The following is a 22,438-nucleotide window of genomic DNA, read 5'->3' on the forward strand; positions in this document are numbered from 1 at the left end:
CAGCGAAGCTGACGGTGGGGTGTCCCCGCTGATGGTGACACCCCACCGTCAGTCCTTCAGACTGTCACCTCCCCTTACAGGGTAGGAATTTTCGTTACCTCCGCGGCCCGACCAGTCCGAACCGCGCACCTTGTGGATCGCGCGCCGACAGCGAATATTCCCCGCCAGGAATTTCCATCGGCTCCATCTCGATTCCGCCCCCGGCCTCGCGAATCCGCGCCGCCGCCGCGTCGATATCATCCACCGCGAAATAGAAACGCCAGCCCGGCTGCTCGCCCGGCGGCACCCCCATCAAGGCCCCCAGCATCACCGGTCCATCGGCGAGGAAGCGATACTCGCCTAGCTCGCCCATCGGCATCCCGCCCTGCTGGGTCCAGCCGAAATGCCGGCCGAAAAAGCCGAGCGCCCGGTCGGGGTCGCTGGCGATCCGCTCGTTCCACACGACATGGCCGATCGCGGGGGCGGTGCCATGTTCGGCAAAGGCGCGCGACGGCCGCTCGTCTTCCGACGCCATGATATAGAAGGGCGCGCCCAGTGGATCGCTGACCAGCGCCATCCGCCCCACCCCTTCCATGGTCCAGGCGGGCATCAGCACCGATCCGCCGTCCTCGACGATGGCGCCCAGCGATTCGTCGACATCGACGACTGGCAGATAGCCGAGCCAAACCGGCCCGCCTGGCGAGCCCGCCGGCCGCTGCATCAGGCCGCCGATCGCCTCGCCCTCGGTGGTGGCGACGATGCGATAGTCGATGCCCGCAATGCCGCTGTCGCAGACCTGCCAGCCGAGAACGGCCGCATAGAAATCCTGCGCCGCCGCCAGATCGTCGGCCAGCAATTCGTACCAGATGAAATTCGCCATATCCCATCCCTCTTCGCGATTGTGCCGATGTCGGGCGATACGCCGCCTCTTGCCTGTCGACTCGCTGACCCGAGAATGACCCCGATATCCGATGCATGCAATCGCCCGTCAGGGGCGTCGATCCGCCATCTTCCTGCGATCACCGCCATTGAGTAGGGAGCCGCGCTTGGCCTAAGGCGTTGAGCGACGAGACGAGGGCCTGATGACCAACATCCCGAATACGCTTCCCGACAGCCGCGATACGACGATTCTCGATGCACCCGACAAGATGGTGTCGGTGCGCGACCTGTTCGGCATTGATACCGACATGGAAGTTCCGGCTTTCTCGCAAGCCGATGAGCGCGTCCCCGATCTCGATCCCGCTTATGTGTTCGATCCCGACACGACGCTCGCGATCCTGGCCGGTTTCGCGCACAACCGCCGCGTGATGGTGCAGGGCTATCACGGCACCGGCAAGTCGAGTCATATCGAGCAGGTCGCCGCCCGCCTCAACTGGCCGTGTATCCGCATCAACCTCGACGCGCACATCAGCCGCATCGACCTGATCGGCCGCGACGCCATCGTCCTGAAGGACGGGCAGCAGGTGACGGAGTTCCGTGAGGGCCTGCTCCCCTGGGCGCTCCAGACGCCGACCGCACTCGTCTTCGACGAATATGATGCCGGCCGCCCCGACGTGATGTTCGTGATCCAGCGCGTGCTGGAAACCGAGGGCAAGCTGACCCTGCTCGACCAGAACCGCGTGATCCGCCCGAACAAGTGGTTCCGGCTGTTCGCCACCGCCAATACGGTCGGCCTCGGCGACACCAGCGGGCTGTATCACGGGACGCAGCAGATCAACCAGGGCCAGATGGACCGCTGGAACATCGTGGTCACGCTCAACTATCTGCCCGCCGTCACCGAGGCGCAGATCGTGCTCGCCAAGTCGGGGGAGTATGACAAACCCGATGGCAAGCAGCTGGTCGAGAACATGGTCCGCGTCGCCGACATGACCCGCAAGGGCTTCATCAACGGCGATATCTCGACCGTGATGAGCCCGCGCACGGTCATCACCTGGGCGCAGAACACGCTGATCTTCGGCGATCCGGGCTTTGCCTTCCGCCTGTCATTCCTCAACAAGTGTGACGAGAATGAGCGTGCGCTGGTGGCGGAATATTATCAGCGCGTCTTCGGCAAGGACCTGCCCGAAAGCGTCGTCGGCCGGGCTTGATCTTTGGCGAACGAAACCCCTCTTGACCGGTTCAAGGCGGTCCTTGGCGGCACGGCGCGCACCATCGCGCAGGAGCCGGAGGTCGAGCTCGCCTTCACCGCCGATGCGCCCACCGCATCGGGCAAGCATATCCGCGTGCCGATGCCCGCGCGTGCGCTGCCTGCCGATCAGGTGGCGGAGGCGCGCGGGTTCGCCGACGCCTTCGCGCTGCGGCTGAAGCTGCACGACACCGCACTTCACGCCCGATCCGCGCCAGTCGAGGCGGTGGCGCGCGCGGTCTATGACGCGGTCGAGACGGCACGAGTCGAGGCGCTGGGCTCACGCGGCTATGCCGGGATCGGCGACAACCTAGCCCATGCGCTCGACGTGCGGCTACGCTCCGACCCAATGACCCGGGCGCGCAACCGCGACGAAGTGCCGCTGTCGACCGCGTTGGGCTTGCTCTTGCGCGAGCGGATGACGGGACGTCCCTCGCCCGCCGAGACCGCGCCCGCATTGGCGCTGGTCCGCGACTGGCTGGAGGGCGCGACCGATCTCGACGCGTTGGCGGGCGCGATGGACGACCAGAAGGCGTTCCAGACGCTGGCGGCCAAGATGCTCGCCGATCTCGAACTCGCCGAGCCCCCCGCCGAACCCGAAGAGGCCGATGAAGGCGGCAATGAGGAAGAGGGCGAGGACGAACAGCAGCAGGACGAGAGCGACGAGGATAACGACGAGCAGGGCCAAGGCGAAGGCGAGGTCGAGGCGCGCTCCGAAAAGCGTGACTCGGACAGCGAGGATGGCGAATCCCAGGACCAGAGCCAGGAATCCTTCGACGATCTCGACGGCGATCCCGGCGACGACGGCGACGAGGGCAGCCAGCCGACGCGCCCCAACCGCCCGCTGATCGATCCATCGGCGCAGTTCGATTACAAGCCCTGGACCACCCAGTTCGACGAGGTGATCGCCGCCGGTGAGCTGTGCGACGCCGACGAACTGGCGCGGCTTCGCGGTTATCTCGACCAGCAGCTGGCGCATCTGCAATCGGCGGTGTCGAAGCTTGCCAACCGGCTGCAACGCCGGTTGATGGCGCAGCAGTCGCGCTCCTGGGACTTCGACCAGGAAGAGGGCATTCTCGACGCGGCGCGGCTGGCGCGAGTCGTGGTCAATCCCGGCCAGTCGCTGTCCTACAAGATCGAGCGCGATACCGATTTCCGCGACACCGTCGTCACCCTGCTGATCGACAATTCGGGGTCTATGCGCGGGCGGCCGATCGGGATCGCCGCCATCTCCGCCGATATCCTCGCGCGCACACTGGAGCGGTGCGGGGTGAAGACCGAAATCCTCGGCTTCACCACCCGCGCGTGGAAAGGTGGGCAAAGCCGCGAAACCTGGCTCGCCGCCGGACGTCCGCCGCAGCCAGGGCGGCTGAACGATATTCGCCATATCGTCTATAAGCAGGCGGACGAGCCGTGGCGGCGCGCGCGTAACAATCTCGGCCTGATGATGCGTGAGGGGCTGCTCAAGGAGAATATCGACGGCGAGGCGCTGCTCTGGGCGCATGGCCGGTTGGTCGCGCGGCCCGAGGAGCGGCGCATCCTGATGGTCATCTCCGACGGCGCGCCGGTCGACGATTCGACCCTGTCGGTCAATTCGGGCAGCTATCTGGAGCGCCATCTGCGCCAGGTGATCGGCTGGATCGAGACCAAGAGCCCGGTCGAATTGGTCGCCATCGGCATCGGCCATGACGTGACCCGCTATTATGCCCGCGCGGTGACGATCATGGACGCCGAGCAATTGGGCGGCACGATCATCGAGCAATTGGCCAGCCTGTTCGACACGCCATGAGCCGGATCGCGGCCCCGGCGCACGGGTTCGTCGGACCGGTCAAACGCTCGATCACGATCGCGGGGCACCAGACCTCGATCAGCCTGGAACCGGTGTTCTGGACGGCGCTGGAGGACGCGGCGGAGGCGCACCAGCTTCCGCTGTCTGCTCTGGTGGCGGAGATCGACGCACTGCGGATCGTGGCGGACGATCCGCCCAACCTGGCGAGCGCGATCCGGTCCTGGCTGTTCCTGCGCCCCTCTCGCTAACCCCTGTCTTCCGTTCAGGCTGAGCGAAGTCGATGCCCACACCCCTCCATCGTCAAGGGCTTTTGCTAGTCCTGATGGTCGGATGTCGTCCCTTGGCCTTCGACTTCGCTCAAGCCGAACGGAGGGCGGGGATCGGGGCGCCCAGCCCCACCCCCGATTGACGCCGCTCCCTAGCTACGGCAGGGCGCGCCGTCTGTTTCGGGGTTCATATGGCCGGAATCACCCTTCGCGACTTGGGATTGCGGATCCATCGCTGGCTCGGGCTGGTGGTCGGGCTGCTGGCGATCGCGCTGGCTCTGTCCGGTGCGGTACTGGCCTGTGCGCCGCTGATCGGCCGGATCGCCGCCCCTGCCCGCTACCGGATCAGCGGGGAAACGCGGCTCGCCGCCAGCGCCTATGCAGAGGCCGCATACCGCCGTTTGCGGCCGGGCGAACGGATCGCGGCGCTGTCTATGGGACAAGGATCGGCACCGGTGATCGTGACGCTCGGCCGGGCGAGCGACCGGGCGCGACGCCAGCTTTTCCTCGACCCGCCGACCACGCAGATGCTGGCGAGCGCCCGGGCCGATGGCGGAATGATCGGCGTTGTCCGAAGGCTGCACCAAGGGCTGTTCCTGTCGGGGATCGGCCGCTGGATCATCGCAGTCGGGGGGATCGCTGTGTTGCTCGCCAGCCTAACCGGGCTCTGGGCTCAGCTATTCCGCCAACGCCCCAAGCCATCGGCCAAGCGTCTGGCGAAGAACGCGCGGTCGGCCCTTTGGCATCAGCGCATTGCCCTGTGGTCGGCGATTCCGGTGCTGGCGATGACCACGACCGGCACCATCCTCGCCTTTTCGGACACGATGGCGACCGTGCCATCTGCCCCGCCGGTCGCCCGCCCCGCCCTGCCCGTCCAGCGCGTCGTCGCGAGCGCCAGCGCCTGGTCGCATGGTACGCTGACCGTGATCGACTGGCCGACCGAACGTTCGGCCGACTGGACATTGCACTTTGCCGGTTCGCCACCGGCTACCATCAAGGTCGCCGACGACACCGTTGGCGCGCTGTCCGCACCGGCGCTAGCCACGCCGGTCGCGCTATCCTGGATAGGGCGGCTGCATGAAGGCCAGGCCATGCCCTGGGTCTGGGCGCCGCTTGCGGTACTGACCGGATTGCTCGCGGCCTGGACAGCGGCGACGGGGCTGGTCGCCTGGGCCCGCCGCCCGAAGGTCAGACCCGCTCGGCGTTCAGCAGATCGGCGACGTCGAGGTCTAGCAGCGTGATATGATCGCGGATGCGTGGCCACTGCACCCGCAGGAACGTCTCGCGTTCGGCAGTCCGCAGACGGTCGGCCGCGCCCGGCATCACGAACATCCCGACGCCGCGCCGCACCTCGACATAGCCGTCGTCCTGGAAGCTCTGATAGGCCTTGGCCACCGTCAGCGGGTTGGCCCCCTGCTCGGCTGCGAGCGCACGGACCGAGGGGAGCTGGTCGCCCGCCCGGTAGGTGCCGTTGAGAATACCCGCCGCGATCGTCCCGCGCAGGCGGATATAGACCGGGCTGTCGTCACCGCTAAGAGCTGTCATGCCAAGTTAATACAGCACTGGGTGAGCAAAGTCGAGCGGAGATACGATAACGTTTTCAGTGCCCCGCCCGCCCATCACACCGATGGGCCCGTCCAGTGCGAGACGATTCGATCCAGATCGGGGCGCGGCCGTTCGTCGAGCGGACGGCTGGGCGTGCCGAGGAACAGGAAGCCCGCGATCCGCTCGGGCGCCTGGCCGAAGGCATCGCGCACCGCATCCGAAAAGGCTGGCCAACCGGTCAGCCAGCCGCCGGCAAAGCCCATGGCATGGGCGGCATGAAGCAGGTTCATGCAGGCCGCACCGGCCGACAATTCCTGCTCCCATAGCGGAATATGGCTGTCGGGACGTGGGGACGACAGCACGACGACCAGGCTGGGTGCCTGATGCGCGAACTGCTCCAGCGCGGCGATCTCGGTCGCACCGGCCTGGGGTCGTTCGGACCGGTAGGCGGTGGTGATCACCTGGGCCAGCGCGCCCCGCGTCTCGGGCGCGACGACGACGAAGCGCCAGGGAGCGAGCTTGCCATGATCGGGGGTACGGCCTGCGATGCGCAGGATTTCCGTCAACTGGTCGGCATCGGGGCCCGGCGCGATCAGGTCGCGCGGCTTGCCCGAGCGGCGCGTCGCGAGCAGCGTCAGCGGGGTCGAGCGGTCGTTGAAAGTCATGTCACTCATGCGATCGATCCTTACGTCGTTGCGCATGATATTTACAGTCGCGGCTTTGGCGTTAGGTTACTCAACCATTACGCCCCCTCGCGTGCTCACGGCGCGCAGGGGGCGATCCCGATGGAGTGAACGCCGGCATGGCGACTGCGTATGAGGCCGCCGCGCGCGGCAAGACGGTTTTGGGGCATCCCCGAGGCCTGTTCCTGTTGTTCTTCACCGAGATGTGGGAGCGTTTTTCCTATTACGGAATGCGCGCCATCCTGGTCTTCTACCTGACCAAGCATTTCCTCTTCTCCGACGAGCCGGCCTTCGGCACCTATGCCGCCTATACCTCGCTGGTATACGTCACGCCGGTCATCGGCGGCTATCTGGCCGACCGTTATCTGGGGGCCCGGCGCGCGGTGCTGGCGGGCGGATTGTTCATCGCCTTCGGCCATATCCTGATCGCGGTGATGGAGGGACCGCAAGGCGCGACGGGGGCCTATCTGCAGGGCTTCTACCTCGCCCTCGCCTCGATCGTGATCGGCACCGGCTTCCTGAAGGCCAATATCTCGGTGCTGGTGGGACAGCTTTATGCGCGCGACGACATGCGCCGCGATCCCGCTTTCTCGATCTTCTATATGGGCATCAATGCCGGCGGCGCGCTCGGGCCGATCGTATGCGGTGTGCTCGGCGAGACGGTGGGCTGGGCTTATGGCTTCGGCGCAGCCGGCGTGGGCATGTTGCTCGGCCTGGTCGCCTTCGTCGCGCTGAAGCGTGAGCTGCACGGCGCGGGCGAAGCCCCGTCGCTGCCGGTGCTGCGTACACCCGTGGTCGCTGGCCTGTCGCGCGAATGGCTGATCTATCTCGGCGCGATCCTCGCCACGGTCATCACCTGGCAGTTGATCCAGCATCAGGACGCGGTCGGCACGCTGCTGGTCGTGTTCGCGGGCGCGACCGTCGCCTTCATCCTGTGGCGCGCGGTCTTCACATTGCCCAAGGTCGACCGCGACCGCATCTTCGCCGCGCTGTTCCTGATCGCGCTCTGCCCGCTCTTCTGGGCCTTGTTCGAGCAGGCGGGGTCGTCGCTGAACCTCTATACCGATCGCTCGGTCGACCGCACGCTGCTGGGCTGGACCATCCCGGCGTCCGCCTTCCAGTCGGTCAATTCGATCTTCATCATCCTGCTCGCTCCCCTGTTCGCCGCGCTCTGGACGATCCTGGGCAAGCGCGGATGGGAGCCGAGCGCGCCGTTCAAATTCGGCATCGGTCTGGTCGGCGTCGGCGCGGGCTTCATGGTGCTGGTCGCGGGTGCCGCGGCCTATGCGGGCGCGCCGACGCCGGTGATCTTCGTCATCCTCGTCTATCTGATCCACACCATGGCCGAGCTCTGCTTCTCGCCCGTCGGTCTGGCGGCGATGACGCGGCTGTCGCTGCCCAGCATGACCGGGCTGATGATGGGCACCTGGTTTCTGGCGACGGCGGCGGGCAACTTCATCGCCGGCCTGATCGCGCAGGCGACCGGTGGCGAAGGCGCGGGGCCGGACAAGGTGCTCGACGTCTATACGCGGATCGGCTGGTTCTCGATCGGGATCGGCGTGGTCGTGCTGGTCGTATCGCCCTTCGTCGCCAAGCTGATGCACCTCGACCTGCTCAAGGCGGAAGGTGCACTGGCCGGGACCAAGGAACTGGCCGAGCCGGCGGCGGCGGGTGTGGACACGCGGCTGGAGCAGAAGCCGCTTTGATGGTGGTGAGGCGGTCGGGCTTCTTCCGCCCGACCGCCCCCAATACCCACCCTCCGTTCAGGCTGAGCGAAGTCGAAGCCCAGCGTCCGCCTGTCCGCGAGCGCAATCCCGTGCACTTCGACTTCGCTCAGTGCGAACGGGGGCAGGATTCGAGGAAACGCTCAGAGCCGCGTCATCGCCATCGCCTTCTCGCCATAACGCGGTCCTGCCGTGCCACCACGCGGCGAGGCTTGGTCCAGCTTGGCGAGTTCCTCCGCCGACAGCGTCAGTTCCGCCGCCTTCATCGAATCCTCCAGCGTCGCACGCCGCTTCGAGCCCGGAATCGGCACGATGTCGTCGCCCTGCGCCAACAGCCACGCCAGCGCCACCTGCGCCGCACTGGCATCATGCGCGGCGGCGATCTGCTTCACCACCTCGACGACCTTCAAGTTGCGATCGAAATTCTCTTCGGAATAGCGCGGATCGTTGCGCCGATAATCGCCCTCGGGCAGCTCTTCGCGGCGCGTGATCTGACCGGTCAGAAAACCGCGCCCCAGCGGACTGTACGGCACGAAACCGATGCCCAGTTCGCGCACGACCGGCAGGATGTCGGCCTCGACATCGCGTTCCCAAAGCGAATATTCCGATTGCACCGCCGCGATCGGATGGACGGCGGCGGCACGGCGGATCGTCTCGGCGCTCGCCTCCGAAAGCCCCAAGCGGCGAACCTTGCCCTGTTCGACCAGCCGCCCCATGGCGCCGACCGTATCCTCGATCGGTACATGGGGATCGACGCGGTGCTGGTAGAACAGATCGATCGTCTCGATCCCCAGCCGCTTGAGCGAGCCTTCGCAGGCGCGTTGGACATTGGCGGGGGTGGAATCGACCCCGGTCATGCCGTTGTCGTCATAGCGGAAACCGAACTTGGTCGCGATCACCACCGCATCGCGCTTGCCGCGAATGGCACGACCGACCAGTTCCTCATTGACCAAGGGGCCATAGATTTCGGCGGTGTCGAACAGGGTCACGCCCAGCTCAATCGCGCGGTGGATGGTCGCGATGCTCTCCGCCTCGTTTGCCTCACCGTACATATTCCTGCCGACACCCGCCATCGGCATGCAGCCGAGACCGAGTGCGGAAACCTCGAATTCGGGGCCTAGCGTGCGATATTTCATGGGACGTCCTTGCCGGTTGTGCCGCTCCACCGCGAAACGGTCGCGGTGGCGGCAAGGTCCATGCTGACATTGCCCAGCGTCCGGAAAATATCGGGAATCGTCTCCACCGCGATCAGCAGCCCCAAGGGTGCGGCGGGCACCCCCAGCGCGACGCAGACCGGCGCGATCGAGGCGAAGAAGGTGATCTGCGATGGCAGGCTCGCCGAGCCCAGCGAGACCAGGATCGCCACAACCACCGCCGCCGCGACCGAGGCCATGTCGGGCACGATCCCGAACCAATGGGCGATATAGAGCGCGACGGCGACGTTCATCGCGGGCTGGGTCGCGCGGAACATCGCCACCGCCATGGGCAGGACCAGCCCGGAAGTGGCCGGCGCGATGCGCAAGACCTTGGTCCCCTCGATCATTGCCGGCAGGCTGGCGAGCGAGCTTTGGGTCGAGATCGCCACCGCCTGGGCCGGGGCCAGCGCGCGGGCGAAGCGGCCGGGCGCGGTGCGACCGATGATCGCCGCAACCCCATACGCCATCAGCATGACGACGATGCCGACGCTGGCGATGATCGCGATATAATGCGCCAGCGCCCCGAACGCCGCGCCGCCCGCGCTCGCGCCGACGACCAGCGCCAGGGCGAACACCCCCAGCGGCGCCAGCCACAGGACCCAGCCGATCAGGACCAGCATCGCGTCACGGATCGCCGTGAACACGCGCAACAGCAAGTCGCGTGCTTCCCCCTCGATCCGGGTGATCGCAAAGGCGAAGGCGAGCGTGAACAGGATCAGCGACAACAGCGCATTGTTGGTCGCCGCCGCGAAGATGTTGGTCGGGACGATGCCGGTGATGAACTCGGCGATGGGCGGCGACGGGGCGACCGGCTCGGCATGGCCCAGCGCCGCACGCAGCGCCTGTCCCGCGCCGCGCGGCATCGGCGCCAGCGTCAGGAGCAGCGGGGTGACGATCGCCGCCATGCTCGCGGTCAACGCGTCGAGCGACAGGAAGGTCGCGATGGCGCGGCCCGCGATCCGCCCGGCCTGCGCCGCCTGCGCGGTCGCCGCCACCCCGGTGATCAGCAGCGTCACGACCAGCGGGATGACCGTCATCTGCAACCCGTTGAGCCACAACGTGCCGATCGGTCGCGCCACCGCGATCGTCATCTCCGCACTCCCCGGGGCCAGGCTCGCGACCGCCACCCCGGCGATCAGGCCCGCGGCAAGGCTTAGAAGGATCAGCGTGGCACGCGACATGGCAATTCCATCATGGCTTCGGCCCTATTGCTTTGGGACGTTTCGGTTCTTTGAGCTTTGCGCCACCCCGCGCTAAGGACGATGTCGATCCAGGGGCGTTTGCGGCGTCCCGCTCTTAATCCGGCAGGGACCCGGCTGTATGGCAAGAAAATATTTCGGTACTGATGGCATTCGCGGGGCGACCAATGGCGCGGTGATGACCGCCGAAATGGCGATGAAGGTCGGCATGGCCGCCGGAGCCTATTTCCTGCGGGGCGACCACCGCCACCGCGTGGTGATCGGCAAGGATACCCGCCTGTCGGGCTATATGCTCGAATCCGCGCTGGTCGCCGGGTTCACCAGCGTCGGCATGGACGTGGTCATGGTCGGCCCGCTGCCGACGCCCGCCGTCGCGATGCTGACCCATTCGATGCGCGCCGATATCGGCGTGATGATCTCGGCCAGCCACAATCCCTTCGCCGACAATGGCATCAAGTTGTTCGGGCCCGATGGCTACAAACTATCCGACGAGGCCGAGGAATCGATCGAGACGCTGATCGAGGAGAAGGTGCCGCTGGTGCCCTCGGGCAAGATCGGCCGCGCCCGCCGGGTCGACGACGCCGCCGGCCGCTATATCCACTTCGCCAAGTCGACCTTCCCGCAATCGCTGCGCCTCGACGGGCTGCGCGTCGTGATCGATTGCGCGAACGGCGCGGCGTACAAGGTCGCCCCCGCCGCGCTCTGGGAACTGGGTGCCGACGTGGTCGCGATCGGCGTGACGCCCAACGGCACCAACATCAATGACGGCGTCGGCTCGACCGCGCCGCAGACGCTGGCCGAGACGGTGGTCGCGAGCGGCGCGGATATCGGCATCGCGCTCGACGGCGACGCCGACCGGCTAATCATCGTCGATGAAAAGGGCATGATCGTCGATGGCGACCAGTTGATGGCGACGATCGCCACCAGCTATGCCCGCGAGGGCCGGCTGGCCGGCGGCGGTCTGGTCGCGACCGTCATGTCCAATCTCGGGCTGGAGCGGCATCTGGCTGCGCAGGGACTGGGTCTCGTCCGCACCAAGGTTGGCGACCGCCATGTGCTGGAGGCGATGCGCACGCGCGGATACAATGTCGGCGGCGAGCAGTCGGGGCATATCATCCTGTCCGACTATGCCCGCACCGGCGACGGACTGGTCGCCGCGCTCCAGGTGCTGGCCGAGATCAAGCGCGCCGGCGCGCCCGCCAGCGAGGTGCTGCACCGTTTCGATCCGCTGCCCCAGCTTTTGAAGAATGTCCGCTTCGCGGGCGGCAAGCCGCTGGAGCATGAGAAGGTGCAGGGCGTCATCGCCGCCGCCGAGGCCGAACTGGCCGGGCGTGGTCGCCTGGTCATCCGCCCCTCGGGCACCGAGCCCGTCATCCGCGTGATGGCCGAGGGCGAGGACAAGGCCCAGGTCGAGACGCTGGTCGACCGCATCTGCGACGTGGTGCGCGAGGTCGCCGCCTGATGCTGGAGATGCGTCCCGATTGCGAGCGCTGCGGCGCGGACTTGCCCCCATCCCAGGGCGGCGCCTTCATCTGCTCGTTGGAGACCACCTTCTGCGCCGAATGCGCCGACGAACTGGACGAGACCTGCCCCGATTGCGGCGGCGAGCTGCTCGACCGGCCGACGCGCATGGGCCGCGTGCTGAAGGCCAATCCCGCTTCGACCCAGACCCGTTTCCGCGGCTGACCTCGACCCCGCCCGCCCGTCCCTCTATGCGGGCGTCATCACATTGAAGGAGTTTCCATGCCCCAGCTCGTCCTGATCCGCCACGGCCAGTCCGCCTGGAATCTGGAGAACCGCTTCACCGGCTGGTGGGACGTCGACGTGACCGCGCAGGGCGCCGCCGAGGCGCGCGCGGCGGGTGCGCTGATGGCCGAGAAGGGTCTCGACTTCGACCTGACCTTCACCAGCCTCCAGACCCGCGCGATCAAGACGCTGAACCTCGCGCTGGAGGTGATGGGCCGTCTCTGGCTGCCGACCGAAAAGCATTGGCGGTTGAACGAGCGCCATTATGGCGGGCTGACCGGCCTCGACAAGGCGGAGACGGCGGCCAAGCATGGCGACGAGCAGGTCAAGATCTGGCGCCGCAGCTTTGACGTACCCCCGCCCCCGGCCGAGGCGGGTGGCGAGTTCGATCTGTCAATCGACCGCCGTTATGCCGGCATCCCGGTGCCCGCCACCGAAAGCCTGAAGGACACGATCGAGCGCGTCCTGCCCTATTGGGACGAGCGTATCGCACCGGCGCTGCGCGACGGCAACCGCGTGCTGATCTCCGCGCACGGCAACTCGTTGCGCGCGCTGGTCAAGCATCTGTCGAACATTCCGGACGACGAGATCACCGGCCTGGAAATCCCGACCGGCCAGCCGATCGTCTATGAACTGGCCGACGACCTGACACCGACCGACCGCTATTATCTGTCGGAGCGCTGATCGATCCCTACATAAGGCCGACCCATCGCCTGGCCGATGGGTCGGTCGCGCCCGTCGCACGAGGCTTGATCCACGCCACGGATCGTGCAGTCTCAACGTCTGTTCCCGTTATCACGACAGGAAGAGCGCCATGACGACGATTCGAGCGGCCGTGGGGCGCGGAGCCCCCAACCATCCCGACGATGTCACCGCCATCCAGCGCCTGCTGGTCCGCCACGCCCGCTGGCTGGACGGCGCGCCGCCGCCAGAGGTCAACGGCCAGTATGACCCTGCCACCGCACGGGCGATACTGGGTTTTCAGAAGGACGGGGCAGCGCTGGCGGTGCCCGACGGCGTGGTGTCGCCGCGCGGCGGAACACTGGCCCGGCTCGACCTCGACCAGATCGCCGGCCCGCAGCATCGCATCTTTCGGTCGCTGTGCTGGGCGCATCAGGGTGATACGCTGACCGAGGCCGATTATGCGACGGCGGCCACGACCCTGGGGTGCGAGGTCGCCGCGATCAAGGCGGTGGCGGACACCGAGGCCAGGGACGAGCCTTGGGACATGATGGGCCGTCCAATCATCCTGTTCGAACGGCATAAATTCGCCAAGCATACGCATGGTCTCTACAATCGCAGCCACCCCGACATCTCGACCCCGCGCTGGGGCGGATATGGCCCGTCGTCGCGACAATATGATCGCCTGCGCCGGGCGGCGATGCTCGATGAAACCGCTGCGTTGAAGTCGGCATCCTGGGGCCTGTTCCAGATACTGGGCGAAAATCACGGGGCGGCTGGGCATCCCACCGTCGCCGCTTTTGTCGATGCCATGATGCTTCGCCGGTCCGAGCATCTGAAGGCCTTCGCCCGTTTCATCGCCGCCAATCCGGGGATGAAGACGGCGATCCAGGCGCGCGACTGGGCCACATTCGCCCGCGCCTATAACGGACCCAACTACACGCAGAACGATTATGACGGCAAAATGCGCAGGGCCTATGAGCGGTTTGCTCCCGCGACACCCGCCCCGGCGCGTCAACCGGCTGGAGTACGATGACGATGCGCCCCCACCCGACCATCGGCTTGCCAGCCGCCCTGCTGCTCCTCGCCTGCGGAGCGCCCGCGCGGTCGGTTCCGGCCAAGCCCGACAATGGGGCGGCCCCTGGCGTCTCGGTTCCTGCGGTGCCCTCACCCTCCCCTGCCACGACACCGTCGGGCACGCCCGACGGCAAGCCTGTGACGATCACGCTGACCGACAAGCGTCGGGTGACGCTCTCGGGGTTCAGGACCGTCGAAAATCACGGCCTGTCCGCGGGTCAGTGCGGCGTGACGATCGACCGTCAGCGGCTGATGACCCTGGGGGTCGGCGATACCGATGCCTATAGTTGCGACGCGCTGGTCGCCGCCGGTATTCTGTCGCCCGATGACCAGCGGCAGCGGATCGGCCTGATCTACGACGTATCCTCTCCCAATGCCCATTTTCGTACCGCCGTGGTGCTGCGCGAGGAGGGCGGGCGCTGGGCGGTCGATCCGACCTATTCGGGGAAGTTCGACGATACGCCCGCAGGGCGGTCCATCCCTGCGCTACGTCGCGCGCTGAAATAGGCGGCGGGTTGACGTATAGATAGGTTGCCCCCCTCGCCCCGTCCCGCTAGTCAGCGCGCTTCCCGGCACCGGGGCCAAAGGGGCTAAGGCGGAACAACGGATATGGTTTCGGTCGGAATCATCATGGGGTCCACGTCGGACTGGGAAACCATGCGGCACGCCGCCGAGACGCTGGAAGCGCTGGGCGTCGAACATGAGACCCGCGTCGTCTCCGCGCATCGCACGCCGCAGCGCCTGTATGATTACGCCACGGGTGCCGCCGATCGCGGGATCAAGGTCATCATCGCGGGTGCAGGCGGTGCGGCGCATCTGCCGGGCATGGCCGCCTCGATGACGCATCTTCCCATCCTCGGCGTGCCGGTCGAATCCAAGGCGTTGAAGGGCATGGATAGCCTGCTGTCGATCGTTCAGATGCCCGGCGGCATTCCTGTCGGCACGCTCGCCATCGGCAAGGCTGGCGCGATCAATGCGGGGCTGCTCGCCGCCTCGATCCTGTCGCTTTCGGACGAAGGCCTGGCCGAGCGGTTGAAGGCCTGGCGTCAGCGCCAGACCGACAGCGTCGCCAACGATCCCCAAGGGTAAAGTCATGTTGAAGCCGGGCGCGACGATCGGAATCCTGGGTGGTGGACAGTTGGGCCGGATGCTCGCGGTGGCCGCCGCGCAGCTCGGCTATCGCACCCATGTGCTGGCCCCCGATGAAGAGAGCGTGGCGGCACAGACCGCGTCTTCGCTCACCCGTGCCGACTATCACAACAAGGTCGTGCTGGCCGATTTCGTCGCGGCCTGCGACGTCGTGACCTATGAGTTCGAGAATGTCGACGTCACGCCGGTCGAATGGCTGGCCGAGCGCGTGCCCGTCCATCCCGCCCCCGCAGCGCTTCGCGTCGCGCAGGACCGGATCGCCGAGAAGAGCTTTGTCGAGAAGGTTGGCGGTCGTCCCGCCCCCTGGGCCCAGGTAAACTGCGCCGCCGACCTGACCGCCGCGCTGGAGCGGATCGGCTGCCCCGCCATCCTGAAGACCACCCGCTTCGGCTATGACGGCAAGGGGCAGGCGCTGATCCGCGAGATGGCCGATGCCCCCGCCGCCTGGGAAGCGATCGGCGGCCCGGCGGTGCTGGAAGGCTTTATCGACTTCACCCACGAATTCTCGATTCTCGTCGCGCGCGGCCTAGACGGAACCACTGTCCGCTACGACCCGCCGCACAATGTCCACCGCGACGCGATCCTGCGCACCTCCACCCTGCCCGCACCGGCCGAGATCGCCGCCCAAGCCGAGGAAGCGACTGCCCTGGCCCTGCGCATCGCCGAAGAGCTGGGCTATGTCGGCGTGCTGGCCTGCGAGTTCTTCGCAACCGCGAACGGCCCCGTCTTCAACGAGATGGCGCCGCGCGTCCACAATTCGGGCCATTGGACGATCGAGGGTGCGGAAACCTCGCAGTTCGAAAACCATATCCGCGCCATTTGCGGCCTGCCTTTGGGCGATACGTCGCTGACGGGGGCGCAGGTGCAGATGGAAAACCTGATCGGCGACGATGCCTGGGAACCGGCGCTCGGCGAAAAGGGCGCGCATCTGCACCTTTATGGCAAGGGCGAAGCCCGGCCCGGCCGCAAGATGGGGCATATTACGCGGGTGGCGCGGTAACCCTACTCGGGCTTATCGTCGGCTTTGCGCTCACCATAAATATCGGCAGCCTTACCAACCACGAAAATGCCCACGATCCCGACCAGCGTTCCGATGGCGACTTTGCCCGCCGTCTCGCTATCGCCGAGATAGGCGAGATATCCTGCAAACACCAAAATGCAGATCGCCAGCGCGAGGGCATAATGTTGTCCACGCGACTTGAGCGCATATTCCCGCTTCAGAAACTCGCCCGGCATAGCATGTCTGGCCGCTTGTTCCCGCTCGGCCATCCGCATGATCCGCTCGGCAAAGCTCTCGTCTACGGCCTTGTAATTCGCCAGTTCCCGCGCGGGCGGCAGAGGTCCGGAATGGCGCATCGTCAACTCGGCGATGATCGTCTCCGCCTTAGGAAGATTCTCGGCGGGGATGAGAGGCGCCAATTGCTCAAGAAATTCCGAAGTTTGCGGTTCGCGCACATCGACCTGTATCGTGGCGGGGAAAGCCTGATCGTCCGGCTGTCCCGGTTCGAGCATTGGACGGTTTCCCTCAGCCGAAATGGCCATGGGGCTTAACGTACCACCGGCAGATCAGCAGCCCGGTCGACCGCGTGGTGCAAATAACGCCCCACGGCGTCCCAGTCACTCGCCATCGCTTGCTTATCCTGGGACCGCGCTGGCATTTTGAGGCCCTGATCGAGGGTGAGGGTCGCAGCCCCCACCAACATCAACGTACCGGCATTCCGTCGACGGAGGCGGCGATGGAACGTAGTCATGGTCCGCATCCTCTTCATGGTTACATACATATGGACGTGCACACCGGTCCTGACAATATATCCAGACAGGGTACGGCATACCAGTAAATGCGCCCTGAACGGGCAAACTTCGACCGTCAAGTCGCCCATTGCTCCCCGATCCGGCGGAGCACGTCGAGCGGCACGCGGCCATGGCGCAGCACGGCGGTGTGGAACGCCTTCAGGTCGAACCGGTCACCTTGTCGCTTCTTCGCCAGATCGCGAATGTCGACGAAGACCGAATGGCCCAGCTTGTAGCTCGCCGCTTGGCCCGGGTTGACGCAGTAACGCTCGACCTCGCGCGTGGCGAAGCCCTCGGCCTCCCCCTCCGCCTCGACGAAGTGGAGGATCGCCTGTTCGCGGGTCCAACGCAGATGATGCAGCCCGGTATCGACCACGCAGCGATTGGCGCGGAACAGCAGGAATTTCAGATAGCCGAGCTGCCCCAGCGGATCGTCGTCATACATGCCGATCTCGTCGGCCAGTTGCTCGGCATAGAGCGCCCAGCCCTCGCCATAGCCCGAGAAACCGTTGATCTTGCGGATCAGCGGCAGCCGCGTGTTGGACAGCGCCAAGCCGCCCTCCATCTGATGCCCCGGCAGCCCTTCGTGATAGACGGTCGTCGCCAGACAGAATTTGGGCCAGTCGGCGCTGTCCTTCAGGTTGAAATAGACGAGGCCCGGGCGCGACCCGTCGATCGCCGGCCCTTGCGCAAACGCCGCCGCCGCCCCCGCCTCGGTCTGTGGCGGCACGCGCCGCACCTCGAAACCATAAGGCGGGATACGCTCGAAGACTTGCGGCAGGCGGGTGCGGATCGCGTCGAGCCGGGCGTTGCAATAGGCGATGGCGGCGCGCTTGCCCTCGTCGGTGTTGGGATAGAGCTGGTCGGGATTCCTGTAGAGCGCGGCCATGCGCTGGCCGACCGTCCCCTTGGTAAAGCCCTGTTTCTTCAGCAGCGCATCCAGCCGGGCGGACAGCATCGCCGCCTGGTCGCGCCCAAAGCGGTGGACCTCGTCGGGCGAGAAGCTGGTCGTCGTATTGGCCTTCAGCGCCACCGGATAATAGGCTGCGCCTTCGCGCAACTTCCACACACCGGCGTCATGCGTGGCGCGCTTGCGAAGCTCCTTGGCATAGGCGATCTGGCGGTCGAGCGCGGGCAGCACCTCCGTCTCATAGATTTTGGCGGCGGCCTGCGCATAGCGATCACCCAGCCCCTTTTCGGCGGCGCGGCGGGCGAGCGACTGGACGACCAGCGCTTCGCTCGCGGGCTGGCGGGACTTGCCCATCTGCTCGAGCGCCAGATCAAGGATGAAGTCGGGCGGCACCACGCCCTGCCCTGCGTCATGGCGCATCCGATCGGTCTGCGCCTCCATCTGCCGGCCAAAGGCACGCAGGCGCATCAGATAGGCATCGGCATCGCCGGCCGTGGCAATCTTGTGCTTGGTGTCGAGGAAATCGGGCACCGACTGATAGGCGCCCGATAGCTGCGACACGACATAGGGGCTGGGGCCATAGGAATAGCCGCCAAAGTCAAAGGCCTGCACCGCCTCAGCCGAGCGGCGGGTGTAGAGTATCGATTCCAGATCGATACGCTCTTCGGGTGACAGGGTGGCGGGGTCGATCGCCTGCAGCCGCACCAGATCGGCCTTGGTCGCTGCCTTCGCCGCCGCGAGGCCCGCGGGCGACTGGTTCGAGAGCTTGCCGCGCAGATCGGCATTGGCGCCGGTGTCGAGACCCAGGCTCGTCGCCCCTTCCGGACTGCGGCGCAACTGTTCCTGGACCAGCGTGTCGAACAGCGCGGTCAGCCGGGTGGAAGGCGTATTCTGGGCGACGACGCCCTCGCTGCCCGCCGCCACGGCCAGTGCCGCCGTGCCCCCCAGGAAATGCCGCCGGTCGATCATGCTTGTCCCCTTTTTGGTTCTTTGGGGCAGCGTAACGGGATTTGGCGGGAATTGAACCGGTTATGTGGCGGCTTCAGCCCTTGGCCTTCGACTTCGCTCAGGCTGAACGGGGTTAGGTATCCAGACCTCATTCCCAGCGGCCGTTCAGGCTGAGCGAAGTCGAAGGCCACGCCCCACCCAAAGAAAAGGGCGGCGCGTCCATCCCGACGCACCGCCCTTCCCCAAATCACGGCGCGGTGATCAGCCCGCGCGCGTCCCCGACAGAGGGAAGCTGCCGAACGCGCCCGCGCCCACCGATCCGGTCAGCGTATCGCCATCGGCGGTCGCCTCGCAATCCAGCGTCATCGGCATCGGCGAGTTGATCGACATCTTCCAGCTGATGGTGTTGCCCGACACATCGCCTTCGATATCCATCGCCCCCATCTGGCCACCGCCGGAGCCGGTGAAACGATCGCCCTCGGTCGTGACCGTCAGCGTCATGTCCTGGTCACCCAGCGGCGACTTCACGGTGCAGTTCCAGGTGCCGTCGATATCGGCCATCTTCGCTCTCCTTGCTGACCCGGCGTTACTGGCCGGCGCCGGCCGGTGCGGCCGGTGCCGCCCCCGCCACGTCGGCGGCCTCAACCACTTCGACCGGCAGGCCCAGCCCGTCAAGCTGGGGCTTTACCGACTTGGCATCGCCGACGACGACCCACACAAATTCCTTCGGGTCCAACGCCGCCTGGATCGACTTGTTCAGTTCGCCCACCGTCATCGCGCGATACCGCGGGGTGATCGTCGCATAGTAATTGTCGGGCCGGCGCAGCAGATCGTTGGTCTGCATGGCCGACAGGACGGCGCCCGAGGTCTCGAAATTGCCCGACAGCGAACGGATCGCCCCGGTGATCGCCCGGTCGAATTCCACTTGGTCCATCGGCTTGGTCGTCAGGAATTCGGCGACATCGGTGCGCAGCGCGGCGATCGACGGGCCGGTCTTGTCCGCCTGGACCGGCGCCGACATCACATAGGGCGCGGCATATTCGGAGGTCTGGAAACCACCCCGCACGCCGTAGGACCAATGCTTGGTCTCGCGGATATCGGTGTTGATCCGGCTGAGGAAGCTGCCGCCCAGCGCATCGTTCGCCGTGTTGACGAGCAGCATGTCGTCCGTGCCCTTGAGCGGCGTCGGCGCGCCGGCCAGGATCATCGACTGCGGGCTGTCGGGCCGGTTGATCAGGACGATCTTCGGGGCCGAGGGCGTGCCGGCGGCAAAGCTCTTCGTCCCCGCCGCCCCCGCGCCGCGCCAGTCGGCGAATGCTTGGTCAAGCGCGGCCTTCACCTCAGCCAAAGGACGGTCCGAGGTCACGAAGATCTTCGCCTTGTCGGGGCGGAGCCAGGCCTGGTGGAAGGCGACCAGATCGGCGCGGGTCAGCGCCGCCACCGCGCGCGGATCGCCCAAGCCCTGCGCCTTGGCATAGGGGCTGGTCGGGCCATAGACGAGCGGCGGGAGGACGCGGTTCGCCAGCCCCTGCGGGCTGGTCAGTTCCTGCTTGATGCCCGCCAGCACCTGCGCCTTGACGCGCGCCAGTTCCGTCTCGGCAAAGGCCGGGTTGCGGATCACATCGCCATAGAGGTCGAGCGCGGGCGCCAGATTGGCGCTCGGCACGCTCATGTCGACGGTGGTGCGGTCGTTGGACGCGCCGGTGCCGATCGATGCGCCCAGCCGCTCCTGCTCCTCGGCGATGGCGATCGAGTTGCGGCGGGTCGTCCCCTCCTCCAACAGGCCCAGCATCATCCGCTCGGTGCCCAGTCTGCCCGGCACATCGGCGGCCAGGCCCGCATCGAACGAGGTCGCGATCTGCGTCACCGGCACGGCGGTGCGCTGCGCATAGACCAGTTCCACCCCGTTCGACAGGCGGGTCCGCTGGACGGCGGGGAAGCTCAGCGGCTTGACCTCACCCACCTCGGGCAGGGGTCCACGCGTGCCCTTGACCGGCTGCTCCGGGGCGGCGGGCACATCGGCGCGCGGCGGGACCTTCGCCTCCTCATAGGCGTCACGCGCGCCCGGCACGACGGTCAGCGTATAGGCCGGCCGCGACAGCCACTTGTCCGCCGCCGCCTTCACGGTCGCGGGCGTCTGCGCGGCGATCGCCTGGAGCTGCTTCTTGTAGAAGCCGGGATCGTTCGAATAGAGCGCGCCCTCGGCCAAGGCGACCGCCTTGCCGCCGAAACCGCCGACCGATTCCAGCCCGCGCACACGGTTCGACACCATGCTGGTCGCGACACGCTTCACTTCGTCGACGGTTGGGCCGTTCTTCAGGAAATCGGCAAGGATCTCCTCCATCCGCTTGTTGACCAGCGCCGGGTCGACGCCAGGGCGGACGATCGCGGTAATGTTGAACATGCCGACCTGCGAGAAGACACGGTCGCTCGCCGAGACCTGCACCGCCAGCTTCTCCTGCTTGACCAGGATATTGTCGAGCCGCGACGAAGCGAGTCCGCCCAGTACCGAAGCCGCGACGACCAGCGGCGCGCTTTCCGGATCGTTCAGGCCGGGGACCGCCCAGTTGCGGCTGATCATGACCGCCGCGACACGGTCCTTCATCACTTCGTTGACGGGCGCGGGCAGCGTCGGGATCGTCACCGTCGGCAGGACGCTTTCCGGCCCACTGCGGATGTCACCGAAATATTTCTCCACCAAGGGCTTGGCGGTCGCGACATCGATATCGCCGGCCAGCACCAGCACGGCATTGTTCGGGCCATAATGGCTGCGGAACCAGTCCTTGACCGTGTCGAGCGACGCCGCGTCAAGATCGGCCATCGAACCAATGGTGGAGTGGGCGTAAGGATGGCCGGCGGGGAACAGCCCCGACAGGATCTTGTACTGGGTCAGGCCGTAGGGCTGGTTGTCGCCCTGGCGCTTTTCATTCTGGACGACGCCGCGCTGCTCATCGAGCACGTCCTGCGTCACCGCGCCGAGCAAATGACCCATGCGATCCGATTCCAGGAACAGCGCTCGGTCGAGCGCGGCGGTCGGCACCGTCTCGAAATAGTTGGTCCGGTCGAAATAGGTGGTGCCGTTATAGTCGGTGGCGCCCACCGACTTGAGCGGTGCGAAGAAATCGCCCGGTGCGTTTTCCGATCCGTTGAACATCAGATGTTCGAACAGATGGGCAAAGCCGGTCTTGCCCTTGGGCTCATGCTTGGAGCCGACATCATACCACACACTGACCGCGACGACGGGCGCCTTGCGGTCGGTATGGACGACGACGCGCAGGCCGTTGGGCAGGGTGAAGGTCTGATAGGGGATGTCGACCGCCTTCACGAGCGTGGCGACGGGCGCGGGCTTGGCGGCGGCCGCCTTGGCGGGCACGGCTTGCGCCAGAACGGCCTGACCCGGCACGGCGAACGCCAGGGCGGCGACGCCGGCCAGCGCCACGGACTTGATACGCATCTCTTTGAGTCTCCCCACTCGGTATATGGTCCGAGCATAGCGGGCACTCTGCGGACCGCAATCCGCTACGACGGACGGAATTTCAACCACATGGGGGGCAATTACCCTTTCGCAATCGAAACGGCTTCCCCATCTTGGCGGGACCGGAAGTGCGACCGCCCCTTGTGTTGCAAATA

Annotated in this window: 21 protein-coding genes; 12 read left to right on the forward strand and 9 right to left on the reverse strand. The window is 66.5% G+C overall.

From position 1 onward, the window contains the following. Positions 1–94: 94 nt before the first annotated feature. Positions 95–859, reverse strand: coding sequence for a VOC family protein (locus tag SP6_RS08005; protein ID WP_007403782.1), 765 nt, complete (start codon positions 857–859; stop codon positions 95–97). A gap of 202 nt (positions 860–1,061) precedes the next feature. Here SP6_RS08005 and cobS point away from each other — a divergent pair, with 202 nt between their 5' ends. The 4 genes from cobS to SP6_RS08025 all read left to right on the forward strand — a co-directional run bounded on the left by cobS (position 1,062) and on the right by SP6_RS08025 (position 5,400). Beyond that, the gene (gene cobS, locus SP6_RS08010; protein ID WP_007403845.1) at positions 1,062–2,066 is read left to right on the forward strand and encodes a cobaltochelatase subunit CobS; all 1,005 of its coding nucleotides are present in this window, start codon (positions 1,062–1,064) and stop codon (positions 2,064–2,066) included. Positions 2,067–2,069: 3 nt separating this feature from the next. Further along, positions 2,070–3,893 carry a cobaltochelatase subunit CobT gene (cobT, locus tag SP6_RS08015; RefSeq protein ID WP_007403914.1) on the forward strand — a complete coding sequence of 608 codons (1,824 nt, stop codon included), beginning with the start codon at positions 2,070–2,072 and terminating at the stop codon, positions 3,891–3,893. Then, entirely contained in the window at positions 3,890–4,141 is a 252-nt protein-coding gene (locus SP6_RS08020) for a ribbon-helix-helix domain-containing protein (protein WP_007403870.1), read from the forward strand. Before cobT ends, SP6_RS08020 begins: the two co-directional genes overlap by 4 nt. Positions 4,142–4,350: 209 nt before the next feature. Further along, positions 4,351–5,400: a PepSY-associated TM helix domain-containing protein gene (locus tag SP6_RS08025; protein ID WP_007403873.1), complete on the forward strand. Its 1,050-nt coding sequence runs from the start codon at positions 4,351–4,353 to the stop codon at positions 5,398–5,400. On the opposite strand, the gene SP6_RS08030 is transcribed toward SP6_RS08025, so the two are convergent. Both SP6_RS08030 and SP6_RS08035 read right to left on the reverse strand, forming a co-directional pair. Further along, the gene (locus SP6_RS08030) at positions 5,348–5,704 is read right to left on the reverse strand and encodes a GntR family transcriptional regulator (RefSeq protein ID WP_037567806.1); all 357 of its coding nucleotides are present in this window, start codon (positions 5,702–5,704) and stop codon (positions 5,348–5,350) included. The two genes, SP6_RS08025 and SP6_RS08030, sit on opposite strands and share 53 nt — an antisense overlap. Before the next feature lie 74 nt (positions 5,705–5,778). After that, positions 5,779–6,378 carry a nitroreductase family protein gene (locus SP6_RS08035; protein ID WP_007403900.1) on the reverse strand — a complete coding sequence of 200 codons (600 nt, stop codon included), beginning with the start codon at positions 6,376–6,378 and terminating at the stop codon, positions 5,779–5,781. Between the two features lie 128 nt (positions 6,379–6,506). Between SP6_RS08035 and SP6_RS08040 the strand changes: the two genes are divergently transcribed. After that, positions 6,507–8,093 carry a peptide MFS transporter gene (locus SP6_RS08040; RefSeq protein ID WP_007403733.1) on the forward strand — a complete coding sequence of 529 codons (1,587 nt, stop codon included), beginning with the start codon at positions 6,507–6,509 and terminating at the stop codon, positions 8,091–8,093. A 161-nt stretch (positions 8,094–8,254) separates the two neighbouring features. Here the strand turns inward: SP6_RS08040 and SP6_RS08045 are convergent, their stop codons facing one another. Both SP6_RS08045 and SP6_RS08050 read right to left on the reverse strand, forming a co-directional pair. Then, positions 8,255–9,247 carry an aldo/keto reductase gene (locus SP6_RS08045; RefSeq protein ID WP_007403812.1) on the reverse strand — a complete coding sequence of 331 codons (993 nt, stop codon included), beginning with the start codon at positions 9,245–9,247 and terminating at the stop codon, positions 8,255–8,257. Continuing rightward, positions 9,244–10,488 carry a dicarboxylate/amino acid:cation symporter gene (locus SP6_RS08050; protein WP_007403863.1) on the reverse strand — a complete coding sequence of 415 codons (1,245 nt, stop codon included), beginning with the start codon at positions 10,486–10,488 and terminating at the stop codon, positions 9,244–9,246. Before SP6_RS08050 ends, SP6_RS08045 begins: the two co-directional genes overlap by 4 nt. A 139-nt stretch (positions 10,489–10,627) precedes the next feature. Between SP6_RS08050 and glmM the strand changes: the two genes are divergently transcribed. From glmM to SP6_RS08085, 7 genes are all read left to right on the forward strand, one after another. After that, positions 10,628–11,968, forward strand: coding sequence for a phosphoglucosamine mutase (glmM, locus tag SP6_RS08055; RefSeq protein WP_007403694.1), 1,341 nt, complete (start codon positions 10,628–10,630; stop codon positions 11,966–11,968). After that, positions 11,968–12,192 (forward strand): DUF1272 domain-containing protein, encoded by a 225-nt coding sequence (locus tag SP6_RS08060; RefSeq protein WP_037567807.1) that lies wholly within the window; start codon positions 11,968–11,970, stop codon positions 12,190–12,192. The genes glmM and SP6_RS08060 overlap by 1 nt, the downstream gene beginning before the upstream one ends. 57 nt (positions 12,193–12,249) lie before the next feature. Continuing rightward, positions 12,250–12,936, forward strand: coding sequence for a 2,3-diphosphoglycerate-dependent phosphoglycerate mutase (gpmA, locus tag SP6_RS08065; RefSeq protein WP_007403646.1), 687 nt, complete (start codon positions 12,250–12,252; stop codon positions 12,934–12,936). Positions 12,937–13,066: 130 nt separating this feature from the next. Then, positions 13,067–13,969, forward strand: coding sequence for an N-acetylmuramidase domain-containing protein (locus SP6_RS08070; protein WP_007403790.1), 903 nt, complete (start codon positions 13,067–13,069; stop codon positions 13,967–13,969). After that, positions 13,966–14,517 carry a hypothetical protein gene (locus tag SP6_RS08075; protein ID WP_007403751.1) on the forward strand — a complete coding sequence of 184 codons (552 nt, stop codon included), beginning with the start codon at positions 13,966–13,968 and terminating at the stop codon, positions 14,515–14,517. Before SP6_RS08070 ends, SP6_RS08075 begins: the two co-directional genes overlap by 4 nt. Before the next feature lie 123 nt (positions 14,518–14,640). Then, the gene (purE, locus tag SP6_RS08080) at positions 14,641–15,099 is read left to right on the forward strand and encodes a 5-(carboxyamino)imidazole ribonucleotide mutase (protein WP_007403674.1); all 459 of its coding nucleotides are present in this window, start codon (positions 14,641–14,643) and stop codon (positions 15,097–15,099) included. A 4-nt stretch (positions 15,100–15,103) separates the two neighbouring features. Continuing rightward, complete coding sequence (locus SP6_RS08085; protein WP_037567812.1) at positions 15,104–16,159, forward strand: 5-(carboxyamino)imidazole ribonucleotide synthase; 1,056 nt, start codon at positions 15,104–15,106, stop codon at positions 16,157–16,159. A 2-nt stretch (positions 16,160–16,161) separates the two neighbouring features. On the opposite strand, the gene SP6_RS08090 is transcribed toward SP6_RS08085, so the two are convergent. The 4 genes from SP6_RS08090 to SP6_RS08110 all read right to left on the reverse strand — a co-directional run bounded on the left by SP6_RS08090 (position 16,162) and on the right by SP6_RS08110 (position 22,262). Further along, positions 16,162–16,671, reverse strand: a complete 510-nt coding sequence (locus SP6_RS08090) for a DUF2335 domain-containing protein (protein WP_007403687.1) — start codon at positions 16,669–16,671, stop codon at positions 16,162–16,164. Between the two features lie 355 nt (positions 16,672–17,026). Further along, positions 17,027–18,829, reverse strand: coding sequence for a DUF885 domain-containing protein (locus tag SP6_RS08100; protein ID WP_007403925.1), 1,803 nt, complete (start codon positions 18,827–18,829; stop codon positions 17,027–17,029). 240 nt (positions 18,830–19,069) lie between these two features. Further along, complete coding sequence (locus tag SP6_RS08105) at positions 19,070–19,369, reverse strand: hypothetical protein (RefSeq protein WP_007403747.1); 300 nt, start codon at positions 19,367–19,369, stop codon at positions 19,070–19,072. Positions 19,370–19,394: 25 nt separating this feature from the next. After that, positions 19,395–22,262, reverse strand: a complete 2,868-nt coding sequence (locus tag SP6_RS08110; RefSeq protein ID WP_037567818.1) for a M16 family metallopeptidase — start codon at positions 22,260–22,262, stop codon at positions 19,395–19,397. Between the last annotated feature and the right edge of the window lie 176 nt (positions 22,263–22,438).

The organism is Sphingomonas paucimobilis NBRC 13935, assembly GCF_000739895.2.
GTDB lineage: Bacteria > Pseudomonadota > Alphaproteobacteria > Sphingomonadales > Sphingomonadaceae > Sphingomonas > Sphingomonas paucimobilis.

Coding starts and splice junctions, on each gene's coding strand:
- SP6_RS08035 (WP_007403900.1), bottom strand. CDS start 6,378: ATGAGTGACATGACTTTCAACGACCGCTCGACCCCGCTGACGCTGCTC.
- SP6_RS08025 (WP_007403873.1), top strand. CDS start 4,351: ATGGCCGGAATCACCCTTCGCGACTTGGGATTGCGGATCCATCGCTGG.
- SP6_RS08005 (WP_007403782.1), bottom strand. CDS start 859: ATGGCGAATTTCATCTGGTACGAATTGCTGGCCGACGATCTGGCGGCG.
- SP6_RS08030 (WP_037567806.1), bottom strand. CDS start 5,704: ATGACAGCTCTTAGCGGTGACGACAGCCCGGTCTATATCCGCCTGCGC.
- SP6_RS08110 (WP_037567818.1), bottom strand. CDS start 22,262: ATGCGTATCAAGTCCGTGGCGCTGGCCGGCGTCGCCGCCCTGGCGTTC.
- SP6_RS08020 (WP_007403870.1), top strand. CDS start 3,890: ATGAGCCGGATCGCGGCCCCGGCGCACGGGTTCGTCGGACCGGTCAAA.
- glmM (WP_007403694.1), top strand. CDS start 10,628: ATGGCAAGAAAATATTTCGGTACTGATGGCATTCGCGGGGCGACCAAT.
- cobS (WP_007403845.1), top strand. CDS start 1,062: ATGACCAACATCCCGAATACGCTTCCCGACAGCCGCGATACGACGATT.
- SP6_RS08085 (WP_037567812.1), top strand. CDS start 15,104: ATGTTGAAGCCGGGCGCGACGATCGGAATCCTGGGTGGTGGACAGTTG.
- gpmA (WP_007403646.1), top strand. CDS start 12,250: ATGCCCCAGCTCGTCCTGATCCGCCACGGCCAGTCCGCCTGGAATCTG.
- SP6_RS08040 (WP_007403733.1), top strand. CDS start 6,507: ATGGCGACTGCGTATGAGGCCGCCGCGCGCGGCAAGACGGTTTTGGGG.
- SP6_RS08045 (WP_007403812.1), bottom strand. CDS start 9,247: ATGAAATATCGCACGCTAGGCCCCGAATTCGAGGTTTCCGCACTCGGT.
- SP6_RS08060 (WP_037567807.1), top strand. CDS start 11,968: ATGCTGGAGATGCGTCCCGATTGCGAGCGCTGCGGCGCGGACTTGCCC.
- SP6_RS08075 (WP_007403751.1), top strand. CDS start 13,966: ATGACGATGCGCCCCCACCCGACCATCGGCTTGCCAGCCGCCCTGCTG.
- SP6_RS08050 (WP_007403863.1), bottom strand. CDS start 10,488: ATGTCGCGTGCCACGCTGATCCTTCTAAGCCTTGCCGCGGGCCTGATC.
- SP6_RS08070 (WP_007403790.1), top strand. CDS start 13,067: ATGACGACGATTCGAGCGGCCGTGGGGCGCGGAGCCCCCAACCATCCC.
- SP6_RS08090 (WP_007403687.1), bottom strand. CDS start 16,671: ATGCTCGAACCGGGACAGCCGGACGATCAGGCTTTCCCCGCCACGATA.
- purE (WP_007403674.1), top strand. CDS start 14,641: ATGGGGTCCACGTCGGACTGGGAAACCATGCGGCACGCCGCCGAGACG.
- SP6_RS08105 (WP_007403747.1), bottom strand. CDS start 19,369: ATGGCCGATATCGACGGCACCTGGAACTGCACCGTGAAGTCGCCGCTG.
- SP6_RS08100 (WP_007403925.1), bottom strand. CDS start 18,829: ATGATCGACCGGCGGCATTTCCTGGGGGGCACGGCGGCACTGGCCGTG.